This window comes from Pseudomonadota bacterium (genome assembly GCA_016927275.1).
Classification (GTDB): Bacteria; UBA10199; UBA10199; order 2-02-FULL-44-16; family JAAZCA01; genus JAFGMW01.
Map to the genome: position 1 here is coordinate 1 of JAFGMW010000103.1, position 16,925 is coordinate 16,925.

Below are 16,925 nucleotides of genomic sequence, written 5' to 3' on the forward strand. Positions count from 1 at the left end.
CGCTATCGCCGCCAGTATAATGATACGCTCCAAACGCATGGGGATGCCTCCGGGCTTAAGTGATGCAATAAATGGGCCAGGCCGCCCGGTGGAAGTGCTTAAATTCATGTGTAATATCGATATATTACAAAGAGAATCATCGATCGCCGCTGCATATCTGATTGCGATTGAGGGGTCCAAACCCCAGAAGTGGGAAAAACTACCAGAAACAAGCTGATAGTTACTGGCAGGCCAATCGGGGACCGGAGATCTGTGATAAGTGGTCAGTGGTCCGTGGTCCGTGGTCAGTGAACCGTGCATAGACCACTAGTCACCAGTCACCAGTCACCAGTCACTTTATACGGGCAAGGCGCTCGCGCATGCCTCGGATGTCGGGGGTGTCCGGCGCGCGGTCGAGCAGCCTCGCAAGCCTCGCCGCCACCATCTCGGCCGAATCGCCGCGTGCGAGCAGGGCGCGGCCGAGGTTGAGGTACGCGGCCGCAAGCCCGGGGTCGGACGCGATCGCGGCCTCGAAGAGGCCAGCCGCGCGCGCCGGGTCCCTTCGGAGCGCCGCCATTCCCGACTCGTGCAGCTTTGACGCGGCCGGCGCGGCCGTTTCGCCCGCGATGAGCGACGACGCGAGGCGCCTGCACTCGAGGAACACCTGAAGGAAATTCTCCCCGCCCGATGTGCACACCACGCCGAGCCCTGCCCCCTTTCTCTTCAGGGTAATGAGCGCGCCCTTTTTTGCAGGGTCGCCTTTCGGCGAGAAGACGACGATCTCGGCATCGTTTGAACCGAGCTTCGCTGAAATCGGTTTCTCGACAGCTGCGGAATTCGCATAGGATCCGGCCGCATCGGCGAGCGAGCGATCCGCACCCCTGTCGCCGCCCGCGGGGAGCCACTTCAGGCCGATGCGGGAGCCGTCGCTGCGACGCCAGGCCCCAATGCAGTCGCCGCAATCATCCGCGGCGCGCCACTGACCGCCGGGCGCCTCGAACGAGATGCCTTCCGCTGAAACAGGGCGCCGCGATGCAAAGGCCCAGGCATCAAAAGGATGCGCGAGCAGCGCAGCGCACAGCGCAAAAGCGATTTTCATCATCGAACCTCCCTCTCCGTGCAGCGCGCTGAATCCATCAGGCTCGAATTTATCCCCAGCGCGCCCACTCTCGACATGAACTCCCTGATCTGTGCGTATGTCTTCGAAGCCCTTTCGCATCCGAAAAGGCGCTCCGCCTCGCGGGCCGACGCCAGCCACCTCGCAGCCACGCTCCCGATGCCGTCCCGGATCTTCCTGCGCAGTGCGGCCGCCCGTCCTCCGCCCCGATCGCCCTTCATGAAATCGGAGATGTCTGTCCAGGAGCCTGCGATCATAGCCGCGGCCTCGGGAGCCTCCATCCCCTCCGCCGACTCCACGATCTTCGCAGCGCGCTCGAGCGACGCGACGCGCACCGAGTCGAGCGCCGAACGGGCCTCGCTTTGCGCGCGCTGGAGGTCCTTTGCAAACGCGGTCTCAGGGGCCGAATGCCCGAGAGCCAGGGCCGCGGCGTCGAAGGCGTCGGCCGCGCCCCTCGGGTCGCCCGATCGCATCGCCTCCATCCCTTCCCTGTAGAGAGACTCCGCCCTCTCCTCCGCGTCGCGCGCCTCGAGCGCTGCAGCCGAATCCTGCGAATTCACCTCAGCCGCCTCTATGGCCGCGAGCAGCGCCTCGACCTCTGTCCCGCCACGGCCGCCCTCCCGGATCTCGACGAGGGCGAGTTTCGCCTGGCCTGTGTCGCCCCTTCGCAACATGTGCCTCGCCTCCTCCATCGGATCGCCGGCGTCAGGACCTGCGATGTGAGCGGCCTCGACGGCCCCCCGCTCGACGCGCGCCTCGGCGGAGCGGCCCCCTCGATGGCGGAGCGCCGCTGCGGCGAGGGCGACCGCTGCGATCGCGGCGCAAAAGAGGGCGATCCCCCGGCGCCTCGATGCGCGCTCCGCAGGGAGCCAGACGACAAATCCCCTTGCGCCTATCTCAACCCCGTCGCCGTCATTCACGAAAGGCGGGCTGGACAGCGACAGCGTCGCCTCGGCCCTCATCGAGCGGGCGAACACCTCCGCCCCGCATCGGGTGAACACCGCGTAGACGAGTGAACCGGGGCGAGGATCCTCCGTGAGGGTCAGAGAGTGCCCGCTCCCGCCCGCGCCCGGGCCGGAACGTGCCAGAAATATGGCGTTGCACCGGCCGAATCGGGCCTCCATGAACCGGTCGCCCGCGCCTTCGCGCGGCGTCAGTCTGAGCAGCCTCGCCATATCTTTTCTCCCGAGCGCTTCGCCGACTCCGCGCGCTTAAGATGCCTCTGCCACCGCTTTCGATCCCCCGACTCCAGCGCATCCTGAGCCATTGCCGACTCGAGGGCCGCCCTCGCATCGGCATCCCGCCTGAGCTCGATCATGAAAGAGGCCGCCTCGCCGTCCCCTCCGGCGAGGAACGAGGAGAGGAGCGCCGCGCAGCCCGCTTCAGAGGTCTCGCCGGACCGCAATCTCAACCTCGCCTGAACGAGGAGCCACGAGGCGAGCTCCCCTGCCGCAGATTCGGGCCCGATTGCAGAGGCGGGCGTCACCATTTTCGGACCCGGGCCCCGGAGTTGGTCCGCTGCGGCCGCAGCGATGATCACCGCCGATGCCAATGCGGCGATCGCGACCCCCCTGCGGCTGCGCAGCGCAGCCGCGATGTGCTCAAATATCTTCTCCATGGCTTATCGATATCACGAGGCGATCGGCCCCCGCCGATGCCGCGGTCATGAGAACAGAAGTCCCCGCCCACGAGACGCGGCCCGATGCCGCATCGTCTCGCATGGCCCTCGATGCGATCGCGAGGGTTGCGGCCCTCGCGTCCTTCGGCGCTGCGTCGATGAGGTGGGAGCCCCTCCCGGCGCGCAGGAGCGAGGATGCGGACCCGCCCGCCTCCGTTATCCTCATCGCAGGATCCAGGCAGATCGCGGCGGAGCCGGTCAGCCGCTCGATGCATCGGAGCCACTCTCCGCAGCGCGGCAGATCGTCCTGCGAATGAGCGGGATTGGGACCTTGAGCGGGACCCTCTTCTTTCCGCGCCCTCCACGCGAGGGCAGCCCCGAGGGCCACGATCGCCAGAGCCGCGATGTGCATGAGGTTCGGCATGTCAGAACAGCGCCTCCGCTCCGCCCATGGCCGCGCGGACGAAGATCGGACCGAAGACGATCACGAAGGTCGCGGGCATTATGAAGGCCACAAGGGGGAGAAGCATCTTCTGCGAAGCGATCGCGCCCCTCTTCTCCGCGCGGGCGAACCTCTCGTCCCTGAGCCTCTCCGAGGCCGCCCTGAGCACCGGCGCCACCCCCGCGCCCAGCCTCTCCGACTGCGCGAGCAGCGCGGCGAGCGCCGATAGCGAAGGGACCGCGAGCGAGTCGGCCATGCGCCTGATCGCGTCCTGCCTGCGCACGCCCATCCTCATGGCCGCGTCCGCCTCGGCGAGCTCCCGGGAGACGATCCCGCCGGTGCGGGACGAGACCCTGGACACCGCCTGAGCGAGATCGAGCCCCGCCTCCACGGAGAGTGTGATGAGGTCCAGTGCGAAGGGGAGCTCCCTCTCCACGGCCTCGCGCCTGGCCCTCGCCAGCGAGCGGAGCCGCGCCATGACGATCGCGAAGCAGAGCGCCCCCGCGGCGAGCGCGCCCGGCGCCCGGTTTGAATCAGATAGGAGATACGCCGCGACGGAGACGGCGACGCCCGAGGAGATCCAGAGGAGCGCAAAGCCCGCGGGGTCGAGTCCTGACATCCCTGCGCCCTTGAGCCTGAGCCTCACGCTCTCCACCGGGATCAGGCGCAGGAGTGCGGGCGCCCTCTTCTCTGCGAGGCGGGCGAGGGCCGAGCATGCCGGCGCCAGCCTGCGGGGCCGCACATCTCCTCTGTTTTCCACGGCACCCAGCATCTCCCTGCGGGCGGCCGCCGCGAGCCACGCCCTTGCCGCCGAAGATGCGAAGAGCGAGAAGAGCGCTATGCAGAGTATCAGGTCCATTCTCTTCCCCTCACGGCAGCGCGGCCCACGCAACCTCCACCGTGTACGCCGAGTCTGCGCCCGCGATCCCTATCTCCCAGATCGCAGGGGCGAGCCGGCCCTCGAATCTCATCTCCGCGGCAAGAGGGGTGAGGCGCCTGCCGCACAGCAGCGCGCGGCCCGCGCCCGAGACCGCGGCCTCCCTTGACGCCGGACCGCCCTCTTTTTCGGCGCGCGATCTCCCCTCGACCGAGACCGACCACTCGCCGCAGGGCGAATCCGCGCGCGCGGCCCCGTCGGTTCGGCGCGCCCTCGCGAACGCGACGACCGGGGGCATATTCTCGCCTGCGATCGTGAACGAGGCGCTCATCTCTTTCGCATCGAGGGATCCGTCCGATGCTGCAAATGGCCAGAAGACGCCGCCCGCCAGCTCGGACCAACCCACGCCTGCGAATCCCGGGCTTCTGCCGGGATCGAAGAGGACCTGCCGGTTCACGCCGCTCGCTTGCCCCTCGGCCGGCCCCTTCGCCCTCGAGACGAAGCGGTACTCCCTGGGCGCCGTTGCCCCGAGCGCGCACGGAATCGACGCTGTCGCGATCACCGCAGCATGCAAAAGTATGGCTGTCGCAACTCTCATGCGCATCTCTCACACCTTTATGGCCGCGATCCTCATGAGCCAGAGCCCGCCCGCCGCCTCCAAGAGGAGCGCGAAGATCATGAGGGCGATCCCGAGCCTGGTCGAGCACATGGGCCTCATGAACTCAGGGGCCAGGACGGCGAGCGCGGCAGCCAGGCCCCAGGGCAGCAAGAGCAGCACCGCTGCCTGCGCCCTCCCCTGCGCCGTGAGCGAATCTACCCTCCCCTTCACTCGCCTGCGCTGCTCGATCGTCTTCGCGAGCGATGAGAAGGTCTGGACGAGGTTGCCGCCGGTGCGCCTGAGCACCTCCACCGACTGCGTGACCAGCGACGCGTCCTCGGTCGGCACCCGCTCCGAGAGAGAGGCAAACGCGGAGTCGAAGTCCTTCCCGGCGCCCTGCTCCGCCTCGATCCTCGCCAGCTCCTCTCCGAGCGGCGGGGCCAGCTCCGATGCGGCGAGCTTGACCGCCTGCTGCAGCGACAGCCCGGCCTTGAGCGCGTTGCAGAGCATGACGAGCGCCTCGGGCAGCTGTTCGTCGGCGCGGCGCGCCCTGCGGCGGCCGCGATGCGCCCGCGCGAGGCGAGAGAGCCGGCCGAAGGCCAGAGGGGATTTCGATCGGAGCAGCGCGAACGCGGATATCGCCGCCGATAGGCCGAAGAAAAGGGCCGCCGCAGCGAAGATGAGCCCGCTCATGCGATCCCCCTGATCCCGTGCGAATGCCCCGTCCCGTCGGCGCCGCAGCGGTGCGCGGGGGCGAGCCCGGTCGAGATGAGCATCCCCGAGCGCTGGTCGAACGCGGCCAGCGTCTGCATGCTGATGACCTGTCCCTCCATCCCGGTTATCTCCGATATCTCCACGACCTTCCTCTGTGCGCCCACCCTCGCCAGCTGCACGATCACCCCTATGGCACGTGCGATCTGCTCGCGGACAGCGCAGATAGGCAGGTCGAGGCCCGCCATGAGCGCCATGGTCTCGAGCCGCGACACGGCGTCGCGCGGGGAGTTGGCGTGCACCGTCGTGAGCGAACCCTCGTGGCCGGTGTTCATGGCCTGGAGCATGTCGACCGCCTCCGCCCCCCTGCACTCGCCCACCACTATCCTGTCAGGCCTCATCCTGAGCGCGTTTCTGACGAGGTCCCTGATCGATATCGCGCCCGCGCCCTCGACGTTGGGCGGCCGGGCCTCCAGCCTCACCACGTGGGTCGTTCTGATCCGGAGCTCCGCCGCGTCCTCTATCGTGACGATGCGCTCACCGTCGGCTATCTCCGAGGCGAGCGCGGCGAGCATCGTGGTCTTTCCCGTGCCGGTCCCGCCCGACACCACCATGGATACGCGCGACGCCACGCACTCGGAGAGGAATCGCGCCGCGTCGGAGGTCATGCTCCCCCTGCGGACGAGCTCGCGGAGGTCCCAGCTTGCGCGGCCGAACCTGCGCACCGTGAGCGCCGGCCCGTCTATCGCGACGGGGCCGATGACCGCGTGCAGCCTCGATCCGTCCGGGAGCCTGGCGTCAACCATGGGCGAGGCCTCGTCGACCCTGCGCCCGGTCGGGGCGAGCATCCGCTCGATAACCGACAGCAGCTGAGAGGAGTCTGCGAATGAGAGCCCGGCCCTGGCGAGCCTCCCCTCCTTCTCGAAGAAGATCAGCCCTGGCCCGCTGACCATGATCTCGGTGACGCCGTCGTCTTTGAGCAGGTACTCGAGCGGGCCGAACCCCAGTATCTCGTCGACCGCGCACGACGCAGCCTCGTCCGCGCGCGCGCCCGGGGCCCCGCGCGACTTGAGCGCCTCCGCCGCCCTGAGGGCGACGGCCGCAACCGCTCGCCTCAGCTCGTCCCTGTCGCCGCGCCTGTTCGCGTCGCCGACTATCTTTTCGAATTCCGGGTCCCGCCTTATGCCAGCCAGGATCTCCTCGACCCCTTCGGGCCGCGCGATTTCACGAACCCCTCTCTCAGCATGATTCGCGACATCCCGCACCGAGGCGCGGCGCGGGATCGCCCTGTCCATGAGCCTGCCTGCGAGCGATGCCGCGTCCAGTCCGTCGCCCCAGGATTGAATGCCCCACCGCCCGGCCAGCCGCGCCGCCACCTCCCTGTCGAAAGGCGCCATGCAGAATCCGGCGGGGGAGACCGCGCCGGGGGAGTCGAGCAGCCTTTTGACCGCCGATCCTGCGAGATTGATCGGCGCGGGGCCGTCCGCATGGACGCACAGCATCGCGGGTATCCCGGGCACGCGGGCCAATGCCGACTCAAGCCAGCCTGCGGCTCCCCTTGAATCGGGGCTCGCCTCCAAGGCGACGAGCGCGATGTCGTACGCCGACTCGATCGATTCGATAGTGCCGTCGTCCATCTCCGATTCTGCAAGCGAGAGCAGGCCTGCGCGGCCCGGGCGCGGCGACAGATACCCGCGGAGCGACCGGCCGGACAACCCGGCCCCGTTCGCCCTGAGCTCAGCGACGGTCCTCGCGCCCTCGACCGCTCCGACGGACCCGGCGATCACGAGCGCATCGATCCCGCCGGAGACGAGCCATGATGCGACCCTGTCCGCGCACGCGCAGCGGCCCGCCCCCCCGCAGCATATCATTGCGGCCCACAGGCATCTTGCCGCCGACATGTCGTTTCTCATCTCCATTTTTTCGGGCGCCTCCTTCTGCTCGGATCGCCGGCCGCCCCGTCGCCTGGCGCGCCGAAGCGCTCCGCGTGCTCCTTATTCGAGCGGTCCATCGCCATCGCCTCCTCTGCATCGAGGAAATCGCGCAGCGCCGCCTCGGCCGGCTCCGGCTGCGACATGACCCTCGGCGTCACCACGATCACGAACTCGGACCTGTTGGACTGGAAGTCCTTCGAAAGGAACAGGCTGAATATCGAGGACGACGTGTCGGTGTCGCGCGGGACCCTGTTCCTCATCTTCACGTCGTTGTTGCGGACGATCCCGCCGAGCATGACGCTGTGGCCCAGGGGGCAGACCGCGGTGGTGGAGACGGTGTGCGTGTCGACCGCGCCGCGTATGTCGGCCGACGGCGCGGAGAGCGTCGCGGCGATCCTCAGATCCACCCCGCCCGCGACCTCGATCGGCGAGGCCTTGATGTCGACGCCGACCCTCTTGAACTGGACCTGCTCGCCGCTCAGAAACGGGACCTCGGAGCCGCTGAATATCTGCGCCTCCTCGCCGTTCTTCACCACGACCGACGGGTTCTCGAGCACCCGGCCGTCGCCCCTCTCCCTTATGAAGCGCAGCTTGGGCACGAAGTTGAAGACGAACCCGAGCACCGATTTCCCCATGTCGCCGATCGAGCCCATGAGCCCGGCCCCGCCGCCCGCCGAGGCGGTCGCGGCTCCGCCTTGCGGAAACGAGCCCGGCGACCAGTTGAACGCAAGCTCCCTGAGCGCCTGCTTCTTTATCTCCATGAGATGGAACTCGAGCTGGATGAGGCTCGCCCTCCCGGGGCTGCGCATGGAGTCGCGCACCTCGATGAGGTCCATGACGTGCGGCGTGTGGAGCCTCGCGATCTCGATCGCCCGCTTCGCGTCGGCCGCGGAGAAGACCGTACCCTCCAGCGCTATCCTGTCCCTCACCGCCCTCACCGTCACGCCCGGGACGTCTATGGCATCGCGTATCGCCTGCCCGGTCCTGGCCAGCACGTCCTTCGTGATCCTCACGCTGCTGCGCACCCGCGGGTCCGATTGCGAGATCGCCTCGATCGCCCTGAAGTCGTCGGGGTCCGCCGTCGCACCCCCTATCCTCACCTTGCCGTCGCTGAGCTCGACGGTCACCCCCGCGATGCCGCCCACCGCCTGCTCCACCCTCTCGAGCGCCTCCTTGAGCGTGGTGGTGACGACCCGCACGGAGATCTCGTCCCTGATCGATCCATCCGCGTCCCATATCGTGACCATCGTCTGCCCGCCACCCCGGGCGTTGAGGTAGATAGAGCCGCGGTCCTGCGAGACGAGGTAGTCGCACACCGAGCGGTCGGCGACAGCCACGTCGCCGATCGAATAGTCCATGGAGACGGTCTCGGACTGGCCCTTGATGAGCGTTTTCTCCGCCGCGGCCCCGGCCGCGCACGTCGAGGCGGCGAGCGTGAGCATCGCCGCCGCGGTCCAAAACAGCATGCGCGCGTTCCTGAGCCGTCTCATCTCGCCCCCCTGTATTCCTTGAAGGGCCTCCTGAGCGGGACCACCCCGCCCGCCCCCTCGGCGATGCTCGATATGGTGGTCGGCGCGGGCGGCTCGTTCGACTCCCCCTCATAGGGGGGCCTGACCGCGAGCGCGATGGACCCCGACTCCTGCGCAAAGGCGATGGCCTGGGCCTGAGCGGGGCTCACCGCGAGAGTGACGGAGACCTCGCGCGACAGCTGCCCCTGCGCAATCGCCCCGCCGAAGAGCCCCTTGCCCGCATCGGCGCCCGCCTCCCGCTCGGGAGATCCGGCGACTCTCCTCTCCACCGCCACGACCCTCGCGTCGGTCACGAGCGCCATAGTGGTGATCTCCGGAGACGAGCCTGTGCCGAGGTCGAAGGTGGCGATGAGATCGACGCGGTCGCCCGGACCGACGAGCCCGCCGGCCGCGCGCGATCGCGGAAGGGACACCGAGAATGCCCGCATGCCGGAGGCAAGGAGCGGGGCCACGCCGGTTGCGTGATCCGCCCTCCTCGCCGCGGACCTCGTGAGCTGCGAGCCCTTGCGGAGCGGCACCATGGCCACCCTCCCCTCCGCCTCCGATATCTCCCCTATCGCGCCGGGCTGCACGAAGATCGCCGGGACGCTCGATCTGCGGAGCGCCGCCCTGTCTATCGTCTCGCCGGGCGGTATGTCGCGGGCGGCGATGACCACCGGGGCCGGTTCGGCCGCCCTGGATATCTCGCCCTCCCGCCTCGCGAGGTAGGCCGAGGCGAGCAGGGCCGCAGCCAGGCCCGCCACAACGGCAGCCGCTGCCGGCCGCTCCCGGACCGCATCCCTAATGAACGCAAATCTCTTCATCGACTACCCTCACCTCCTGCGGCACCGCTATGTCCGCCCTCATCGGACCGACGCCGAGCGAAAGGGGCTCTCCTCCCGCGCCGAACGAAATTCGATCCATCCCCTCGAGGCACGGCCTCGCAAAACCCGATGAGGCGTGGACGGTCTCCCACCGGCGCACCGCGCGCGCCGCCATGGCCTCCGCCTCCGCCACGTGCGCGACCGTTGTCGAGAAGAGCCGGGCGAGCTGGAATGCGACGACGATCACGAGCGCCGCCACGGGCGCCATGGCCGCCAGTTCAAGACACGCAGCTCCCCTTTCGACCCTGATCCGCATCCAAAGCCCTCCTGTGAATTCAGTCCTCTGCCTCCTCCACGCCGATCGTCCATTTAGGGACCAGCGCGGCCCTGTAGAGCGCGTCGTATCCCTCCTCGTCCGTCCACCCCTCGGCGAGGTCGCTATCCTCGACCTCCTCGATCGCGAAATCCTCGATCGAGCCGCCGTAGGCGGAGGCGGCCGCAGAGGCGTAGATGTCGATGCCCTCGGAGAGGATGGGTCCCGCTGTCAGCGGCTCGACCCTCGCGCTCGCGAACACGCCTATGGCCGCATCCCCACCTCTCTCCTTGACCAGGTATTTGAGAGCGTCGTATTCGCCGCCCTCCACGTCCTCGGGATCGAGGTAGATGTCCCCCTCGATGTGGCTGTAGCCCACCCTCTCCCACTGCTCCTCCGGAGCGAGATCGTCCCGAAGGCGAACCTCCCCCGCTATCCGGTGCCAGGCGAAGGCCGAGGGGTAGTTCGCCGCGAGCGCGCCGGCAGCCGCGCCGGCCGATCTGGCGCGCATCGCATCCAGCACCGACGCCATCTCACCGAGCTCCGAATCGCGCTCCGCCTCGTAGCGGGCTATCCGCTGCCGGGCCGCATCTTCGTCCTGCTGGCTCGAGGCGTCGAAGTCGGCCTTCAGCCTCCTGAACGACTCGTTGATGCGCCGGTTGGATGCGGCGAGCATGTTCAGCGAATGAGCAAGCGACGCAGCACCCGCATAGGCGGCCCTGTCCGCCGCGGCCGAAAGCCTCGCGCGTGCGACCGCTATCCTTCCGATCTCGACGATCGCTATCAGCGCCGCCGCCATCAGCGGCAGGGCAGCGACGAAGAGCACGGTCACAGATCCCCTCGATCGATTCATTCGGGCCATCCGCATGCGCTGTAGCCTCCCTCAGTCCTGCAGTACGGCGACGGCGTGTCGCCGCCCCTGAGCACCCTCTCGCCCAGCCCCTCCGGCAGCGCCGGGGTCGCCGGGCTCTTTCTCACGACGGACCGGCTGCCGGCCGCTCCGCCGGAGAGCGCCGCGCCGGACACGGCTTCGAGCGTGAGGATGCCCTCCATCTCGTTGGAGAGACGAGTCCCTCCTGCATCGGCGATGACATCGAACGAATGTGCGCTGAACATCGACGGCGCGAGCGAGGCGTGCAGCTCAGCGCCGATCAGCCCGTCGTTGAACACCGCGGCCACGCGCGCCGCCCTCGCTGCAGCGTGCTGCGCGACCACCGTCCGCAATCCGGTCGCCGCCATCCCGAGCACGGCGACGATGATCGCCACGGCGGCCGGCAGCACCAGCGCGTGCTCCACCGCCACCTGTCCTCTGTCCCCACGGGATCCTTCGGCGATAATGTTCATGTCCTCGGCCTCAGAATGATAACTTTGTCTTCGCGAGTCACGAGTCACGAGTCACGAGTTACGAGTCACGGATTCGGATTCGACATCTGCTGATTCGTCGTGAGCCAACCCGAGACGTTGGCCGCGAGCTCCGCCACCGCCTGGTTGAACACCGGGATGAAGTGGCTGGCCGCGGAGACGAGCCCCAGCACCACCACCGCCACTATCAGCATGTACTCCGTGGCCGACTGTCCCCTCTTTCCCCTGAGCAGACGAAAACGCATCCTTCACCTCCCCTGTGTGTGTGTTTACTTCTCCAGACAATGCAGGGGCCGTGCCAAGAATGAGGCCTCGAAAAATCATGGAGTTGCAGCGCGCGGCAGCCGCGGGGGTGCTGCGTTTCGCTGCAGGGGTGCACAAAAACGCAGCAGTTCAGCGGGCCCTCGACATCCGGCTCCGTTTCCCTATAATCGCCCACATGGAGAGCTTCAGCTGGTCGGTGCTCATAGGCGGGGTGGCGTTCTTCTTCTACGGGCTCAGGCGCGCCCGCAAGGGGCTGGAGGTCATCGCGGGCGACAGGCTCAGGGCCGCCATGGGCCGCGTGACCGGCAACAGGATCTCCGCGCTCATCTTCGGCGCCTTCGTCACCATGGTGCTGCAGAGCTCCGGCGCCGCCTCCGCCATGCTCGTCTCCTTCACCGAGACGGGGCTGCTCAACCTCTTCCAGGCGAGCGCGGTGCTGCTCGGATCGGACATCGGGACCACCCTCGTGGTCGTGCTCCTGTCCATCAAGAAGATCACCGACGTGGCGCTTCTGATCGTGGCCCTCGGCGTGGCGGTGCAGGCGTTCGGACGGAAGCGCAAGGTCCGCGACGCGGGCTCGATAGTGCTGGGCTTCGGCCTCATCTTCTACGGCATGCACCTGATGACCGCCGCAGCCTCCCCTCTCAAGGAGAGCGAGGAGGCGCTCAAGGTCTTCGCCTTTCTCTCGACCCACCCCCTGGCCACCCTCATCGGGTCCTCGATGCTGGCCGGCGTGGTGCACTCCGCGGGGATGATCGGAATAGCCATCGCGCTCGCCTTCGCAGGCACCATCACGTTCGAGGCCTCGATCCCGATCGTGCTCGGCGCCAACATAGGCTCCTGCGTCACGGCGGTGCTGGCCTCGTTCGGGGGCGGGACCGCGGGCCGCAGGGTGGCGCTCGCGCACACGCTCACCAAGGTCATAGGGGTGGCCGCGGTCTTCCCCTTCATCTCTTACGCCGCAAAGCTCACCGGAGACGCAGACGCATTCATATCAGGCGTCTTCCCGAACTACGGGGCGGGAGTCGCATCCAAGATCGCGCTGACCCACATACTCTTCAACCTGGCGATCGCCGCGGTCTTCACGCCGCTGCTCAAGCCGCTCGTGAAGCTGGTGGAGATCATCCTCCCCATGCCCCCGCCCAGGGAGGAGCCGTTCGGCCCGCTGTACCTGGACAAGTCGGCGCTGCAGACCCCGGCCATCGCCTTCGCGCAGGCCAAGCGCGAGATCATGCGGCTCGGCTCCATCGCCCAGCAGCTGACCGCCGACAGCCTGCGCATGTTCAGCAAGGGGGAGGAGGTCCGGGACGTGATCGAGAGGATGGAGGCGGAGGACGACAAGATCGACATCCTCGAGAAGGCCATCCGCTTCTACCTCGCGCAGGTCGCGACCGAGCGCATGTCGGAGGACCAGGCCCGCATGCAGATAGCGCTGGTCGCCATCGCCTCGGGCATGGAGGAGGTGGGCGACATAATATCGAAGGAGCTCGCGTCGCTCGCGCGCAAGAAGGCGCAGTGGCGCAGGCTCTTCTCCGACCAGGGATGGCGCGATCTGAGGGATTTTCAGGCCATGGTGATGGACAACTTCAACCTGACGATGCTGGCGTTGGCGCAGCCGCACAAGGAGATCGCGCTGAAGCTCCGCCGCCACGAGGAGCACATGAACGACGTGGAGCAGCAGCTCCGGCAGGGACACATAACCCGACTGCACCAGGGGCTCAAGGAGACCTTCGACACGAGCTCGATCCACCTGGACATACTCGCCAACCTCCGCAGGATCAACTCGCGCATCACTCGAATCGCCGAGATGGCCTGCGAAGGAACGTAGGACGCGGAGAGGGCGCAAAAAAGGCCCCGCCATCGCGGGGCCTTTTCATTCTCTCTTCACGCTCCCTCTCTACAGGCTCTTCCTCGCCGCCTGGGCGCGCTTCTTCTGGCGCTCGATCTGCGCGATGGCCGCGTCCGCCCGGCCCGCCTTGAGCTGCGCCGTGCGCGCCTTGACGAACTTCTTTGCCTTGGCAAAGGCCTTGACCTTCCCCATGACCTCGGCGCGCGCCTTCTTCGAGCGCTCGATCTCGCGATCGTAGCGCTTCTCGATCCTGTCGAGGTGCTGCTTCGCGTGCGCCTTGAACGCCGACTCGAAGGCCTTCCTGCCCTCGGAGCTGGTGCGCTTGAGCCCCTTCTCGCGGTGCTCGGGGTGCTCCTTGAGGAAATAGTGCCAGGTATATTTGCTGTTCAGTGACATTGTCTTCTCACCTTTCTCTCTGGACGTGACCTGCCTGCCGCAGGCAGGCGACAAACAGGAGCGCGTGGATAGTCGATTTCCCCTTCACAGTCAAGGAGTTATTGAACACTCTCCGCTGTCGTCGATATCGCCCGATTGCAGGGACAATCATTCACAACTGCCTGATATTATTCGGTAAATAAAATGCGACTCAAGCGCAACTTCGGCAGGGCCCCCGGCCGATAATAGAGCTGAGGGGGCAAATATCCGGAGCTCTATATGAGTGAGACAAAAATACCCATCGACCACAGCCATATGACCATCCAGGGATGCACGCCGGAGAGAAAGAGGCTGACCGAGGAGGTTCAGAGGGCCCTGGGCGACGGCATCGAGCTCCCCGAGTGCGCCGACGTCGAGCTCCTGGAGGACGGGAGCATCAGGGCGACCGTCATTTCGGAGAACGGGACGGTCCACGCGGTCGACATCTACGCAGACGGCGAGGTGACGACTTTCATCATGTGCAATCCCGAGGATTCCTTCGTCGGAACAGGGAACGATGCGAGGCAGGTCTGCGAGAACTACTACAGCTCGAAGCCGAAAGGCATCGCTGAATCCAGACTCAAGAGCGCTCAAGCGATACTTCTCAAGGCAAAGGAAAAGGCCGAGGGCTCCGATCAAAAACCCCAGGAACCGAAGGTCTCGCTGGCCAAGAAATAAGGGAGTCAACGCCCTCGCCGGACAATCCCCGCCGACTCCGCCGTCGCTTCATTATATACGTCGATCAGCGGGCGGCGCTGTCTCTTCGCAATCCTTTTCACATCCTCGTGCTCGGGCACGGCCTTCACGATGCGGCCCGACCCGTCGCGGCCTATCTTGAACGAGATCCCGCCTCTTTTGAGCCTGCCCTTTGCGAGCTCGCGCGCGAGCATCCTGCGCTCCACGTCCCAGTAGCGCACGCCGAAGGTGGTGGTCTCGGACAGCACGGCGTCGATAACCCGGTCCTTCGCGGCCCAGGGGGCCACGCAGGCGAGCCTCACCCCAGGCCGGTTCTTCTTCATCTGTATCGGCTGGAGGGTCACGTCCACGGCGCCGGCCGCGAACATCCTCTGCATGGCATTGTCGAACAGCTCCGGGTTCATGTCGTCCATGTCAGACTCGATGGCCACAGCGCGGAATCCATCGCCGATCATGAGGCGCAGGATGTTGGGCCGGCCCGGTATCTTTCGGTCTCCGAATCCCACCCCGACCCTGTCGATCCGCTGCAGGGGGCTCTCGCCGAAGTGAGACGCCACAGCCGTGAGGATCGCTGCGCCCGTGGGGGTGACGAGCTCCCCCTCGACATCGGTCTTTCTGAGCGGCACGCCCCTGATGAGCTCGAGCGTGGCGGGCGCAGGCACCGGGAGCTCTCCGTGGGCGCAGCGCACGGTCCCCCGCGAGAGCGGGAGCGGCGAGCAGTGCACCTCTCTGAACCCCATCTGCTCCAGCGCGATTGCCGATCCCACTATGTCCACGATCGAATCCACCGCCCCCACCTCGTGGAAGTGGACCTTTTCCACCGTGGTGCCGTGGACGCGCGCCTCCGCCTCTGCGAGCCTTCTGAATACCTCCCTCGCCAGCTCCTTCGCGCCCTTCGCGATCGGCGCCCGGGAGATCGCGCGGTCGATGTCCCCGTAGTGCGCATGGTCCGGCTCCGCAAGCGCAACGACCCGAAGATCGGTGCCTGCGAAATCCTTCCGCTTCCTTTTGTCGATCCTGAACTCGCCGATCCTGAGCTTAGCGAGCTCCCGGGTGATCTTCGCGAGCGGCGCCCCGGCGTCGACGAGCGCGCCGAGTATCATGTCGCCCGAGGCCCCGGAGAAACAATCGAAGTATGCGATGGTCATAAGATCTTCTCCCCTTCGGCTTTATCTGCCGTGCGCCACGCCTCCACCTCAAGCACCGCCCGATCGGTGGCGCGGCTGACCCTGTACTCGAAGCGGCCGGAGCGGAACGACTCGCCCGCCTTCGGTATCCTCTCCAGCTCGTGGATCACGAACCCGGCCACGGTCTGGTAGGGGCCTGCCGGGATCCCGAGCTTGAGCCTCTCGTTGGCGTGCGAGACCTCGAGCCTCCCCGAGAGCAGATACCGGAACCTGCCTGTCCTCGTGTAGTGCTCAGGCACCTCGTCGTGCTCGTCGCGTATCTCTCCCACAACCTCCTCGAGCAGGTCCTCGACCGTGACGATCCCGGTCGCCGCACCGTATTCATCGACCGCCACCGCCAGGGGCACGCCCTTTCGCTTCATCTCGATCAGCAGCTCGTCCAGCGACATCTCCTCGGGCACGAAGTAGGCCTTGTGCATGAGCTCGCGAACTCCCTTGCCCTTCCCTCCGAACAGGAGGTCTATGCCGGTGAGCACGCCCACGACGTTGAACGCATCGCCGTCGATGACGGGCACGCGGGAGAACCCGTGGAGGTCCATCACCCCGCACGCCTCTTCGTGGGTCGCCCCGACCGGGACAGAGACCACGTCGACCAGGGGCGTCATGATCTGTTCCACGCGCTTGTCGGCCAGGTCGAAGAGCCTCGATATAAGCGTGCGCTCCGCGGGGCGGACGTCGCTGGTGCCGGCCCCTCCCACCTCGATCATGAGCTCGAGCTCGTCGCGCGTGATCGGATGGCCTAACTCCGCCCTCCTCTTCACGCCGCCGAGCAGCACGTCGGTCAGCTTTGAGAAGAGCCATACCGCGGGATAGAGCGCGAACGAGACCCCCAGCAGCAATGGCGCGACCCTCAGCACGATGCGGTCCGCGTGGTGCTGGTAGACCGCCTTCGGCACGATCTCGCCGAACACCAGGGCCATGGGCCAGTAGAGAATCGCCAGCGGGGCGTACGCCTCGCCGAACCGGTCGATTATGAAGAAGGTCGCGACCACGGTCGCCGTGATGGCGGAGAGGTTCGTGCCGAGGAGGGTGGTGCTGAAGAACACCGCGGGGTGCTTTGCGAGGTGAAGGACGGAGCGCGCCCGCTTAGAACCGGCATCGGTCGCCAGGGCGAGCCTGTACTTGTCCGCGTTCACTACCGCTATCTCGCTCCCAGAGAAGAACCCCTCGAGCAAGAGGCATAAGACCAAGATGATTATTACCACGACCAAGCTCATAAAATTTTCCGCCAG

The 16,925-nt window shown here is 66.9% G+C and carries 20 protein-coding genes; 3 read left to right on the forward strand and 17 right to left on the reverse strand.

Annotated elements, in window-relative coordinates:
- On the forward strand, positions 1 to 217 hold a 217-nt coding region (locus JXA24_07265; GenBank protein ID MBN1283551.1), incomplete at its 5' end, for a hypothetical protein.
- A gap of 114 nt (positions 218 to 331) precedes the next feature.
- On the opposite strand, the gene JXA24_07270 is transcribed toward JXA24_07265, so the two are convergent.
- The 14 genes from JXA24_07270 to JXA24_07335 form a co-directional block, all read right to left on the reverse strand.
- Positions 332 to 1,081: a tetratricopeptide repeat protein gene (locus tag JXA24_07270; GenBank protein MBN1283552.1), complete on the reverse strand. Its 750-nt coding sequence runs from the start codon at positions 1,079 to 1,081 to the stop codon at positions 332 to 334.
- On the reverse strand, positions 1,078 to 2,271 hold the full coding sequence (locus JXA24_07275) for a hypothetical protein (protein ID MBN1283553.1): 1,194 nt from the start codon (positions 2,269 to 2,271) through the stop codon (positions 1,078 to 1,080). Before JXA24_07275 ends, JXA24_07270 begins: the two co-directional genes overlap by 4 nt.
- The gene (locus JXA24_07280) at positions 2,250 to 2,714 is read right to left on the reverse strand and encodes a hypothetical protein (protein ID MBN1283554.1); all 465 of its coding nucleotides are present in this window, start codon (positions 2,712 to 2,714) and stop codon (positions 2,250 to 2,252) included. The genes JXA24_07275 and JXA24_07280 overlap by 22 nt, the downstream gene beginning before the upstream one ends.
- Entirely contained in the window at positions 2,698 to 3,138 is a 441-nt protein-coding gene (locus tag JXA24_07285) for a hypothetical protein (protein MBN1283555.1), read from the reverse strand. Before JXA24_07285 ends, JXA24_07280 begins: the two co-directional genes overlap by 17 nt.
- 1 nt (position 3,139) lies before the next feature.
- Complete coding sequence (locus JXA24_07290) at positions 3,140 to 4,015, reverse strand: type II secretion system F family protein (protein MBN1283556.1); 876 nt, start codon at positions 4,013 to 4,015, stop codon at positions 3,140 to 3,142.
- A gap of 10 nt (positions 4,016 to 4,025) precedes the next feature.
- Complete coding sequence (locus tag JXA24_07295) at positions 4,026 to 4,637, reverse strand: hypothetical protein (protein MBN1283557.1); 612 nt, start codon at positions 4,635 to 4,637, stop codon at positions 4,026 to 4,028.
- 3 nt (positions 4,638 to 4,640) lie between these two features.
- Positions 4,641 to 5,324 carry a type II secretion system F family protein gene (locus JXA24_07300; GenBank protein ID MBN1283558.1) on the reverse strand — a complete coding sequence of 228 codons (684 nt, stop codon included), beginning with the start codon at positions 5,322 to 5,324 and terminating at the stop codon, positions 4,641 to 4,643.
- Positions 5,321 to 6,637, reverse strand: a complete 1,317-nt coding sequence (locus JXA24_07305) for a CpaF family protein (GenBank protein MBN1283559.1) — start codon at positions 6,635 to 6,637, stop codon at positions 5,321 to 5,323. The genes JXA24_07300 and JXA24_07305 overlap by 4 nt, the downstream gene beginning before the upstream one ends.
- 614 nt (positions 6,638 to 7,251) lie before the next feature.
- Positions 7,252 to 8,766, reverse strand: a complete 1,515-nt coding sequence (locus JXA24_07310) for a pilus assembly protein N-terminal domain-containing protein (protein ID MBN1283560.1) — start codon at positions 8,764 to 8,766, stop codon at positions 7,252 to 7,254.
- Entirely contained in the window at positions 8,763 to 9,608 is an 846-nt protein-coding gene (gene cpaB / locus JXA24_07315) for a Flp pilus assembly protein CpaB (GenBank protein MBN1283561.1), read from the reverse strand. The genes JXA24_07310 and cpaB overlap by 4 nt, the downstream gene beginning before the upstream one ends.
- Positions 9,586 to 9,924 (reverse strand): hypothetical protein, encoded by a 339-nt coding sequence (locus tag JXA24_07320; GenBank protein ID MBN1283562.1) that lies wholly within the window; start codon positions 9,922 to 9,924, stop codon positions 9,586 to 9,588. The genes cpaB and JXA24_07320 overlap by 23 nt, the downstream gene beginning before the upstream one ends.
- A 19-nt stretch (positions 9,925 to 9,943) precedes the next feature.
- Positions 9,944 to 10,774 carry a hypothetical protein gene (locus JXA24_07325; GenBank protein MBN1283563.1) on the reverse strand — a complete coding sequence of 277 codons (831 nt, stop codon included), beginning with the start codon at positions 10,772 to 10,774 and terminating at the stop codon, positions 9,944 to 9,946.
- A complete protein-coding gene (locus JXA24_07330; GenBank protein ID MBN1283564.1) occupies positions 10,771 to 11,223 on the reverse strand; it encodes a hypothetical protein in 453 nt (150 codons plus the stop codon). Before JXA24_07330 ends, JXA24_07325 begins: the two co-directional genes overlap by 4 nt.
- Positions 11,224 to 11,330: 107 nt before the next feature.
- Positions 11,331 to 11,528, reverse strand: a complete 198-nt coding sequence (locus JXA24_07335) for a hypothetical protein (protein ID MBN1283565.1) — start codon at positions 11,526 to 11,528, stop codon at positions 11,331 to 11,333.
- Between the two features lie 59 nt (positions 11,529 to 11,587).
- On the opposite strand from JXA24_07335, the gene JXA24_07340 reads away from it, so the two are divergent.
- The gene (locus JXA24_07340) at positions 11,588 to 13,375 is read left to right on the forward strand and encodes a Na/Pi cotransporter family protein (GenBank protein ID MBN1283566.1); all 1,788 of its coding nucleotides are present in this window, start codon (positions 11,588 to 11,590) and stop codon (positions 13,373 to 13,375) included.
- 69 nt (positions 13,376 to 13,444) lie between these two features.
- Here JXA24_07340 and JXA24_07345 read toward each other — a convergent pair whose 3' ends face one another.
- Entirely contained in the window at positions 13,445 to 13,792 is a 348-nt protein-coding gene (locus JXA24_07345; GenBank protein MBN1283567.1) for a hypothetical protein, read from the reverse strand.
- A gap of 258 nt (positions 13,793 to 14,050) precedes the next feature.
- Between JXA24_07345 and JXA24_07350 the strand changes: the two genes are divergently transcribed.
- A complete protein-coding gene (locus JXA24_07350; protein MBN1283568.1) occupies positions 14,051 to 14,488 on the forward strand; it encodes a hypothetical protein in 438 nt (145 codons plus the stop codon).
- A 5-nt stretch (positions 14,489 to 14,493) separates the two neighbouring features.
- Here the strand turns inward: JXA24_07350 and larC are convergent, their stop codons facing one another.
- Entirely contained in the window at positions 14,494 to 15,654 is a 1,161-nt protein-coding gene (gene larC, locus JXA24_07355) for a nickel pincer cofactor biosynthesis protein LarC (GenBank protein ID MBN1283569.1), read from the reverse strand.
- On the reverse strand, positions 15,651 to 16,910 hold the full coding sequence (locus JXA24_07360) for an HlyC/CorC family transporter (GenBank protein MBN1283570.1): 1,260 nt from the start codon (positions 16,908 to 16,910) through the stop codon (positions 15,651 to 15,653). The genes larC and JXA24_07360 overlap by 4 nt, the downstream gene beginning before the upstream one ends.
- Between the last annotated feature and the right edge of the window lie 15 nt (positions 16,911 to 16,925).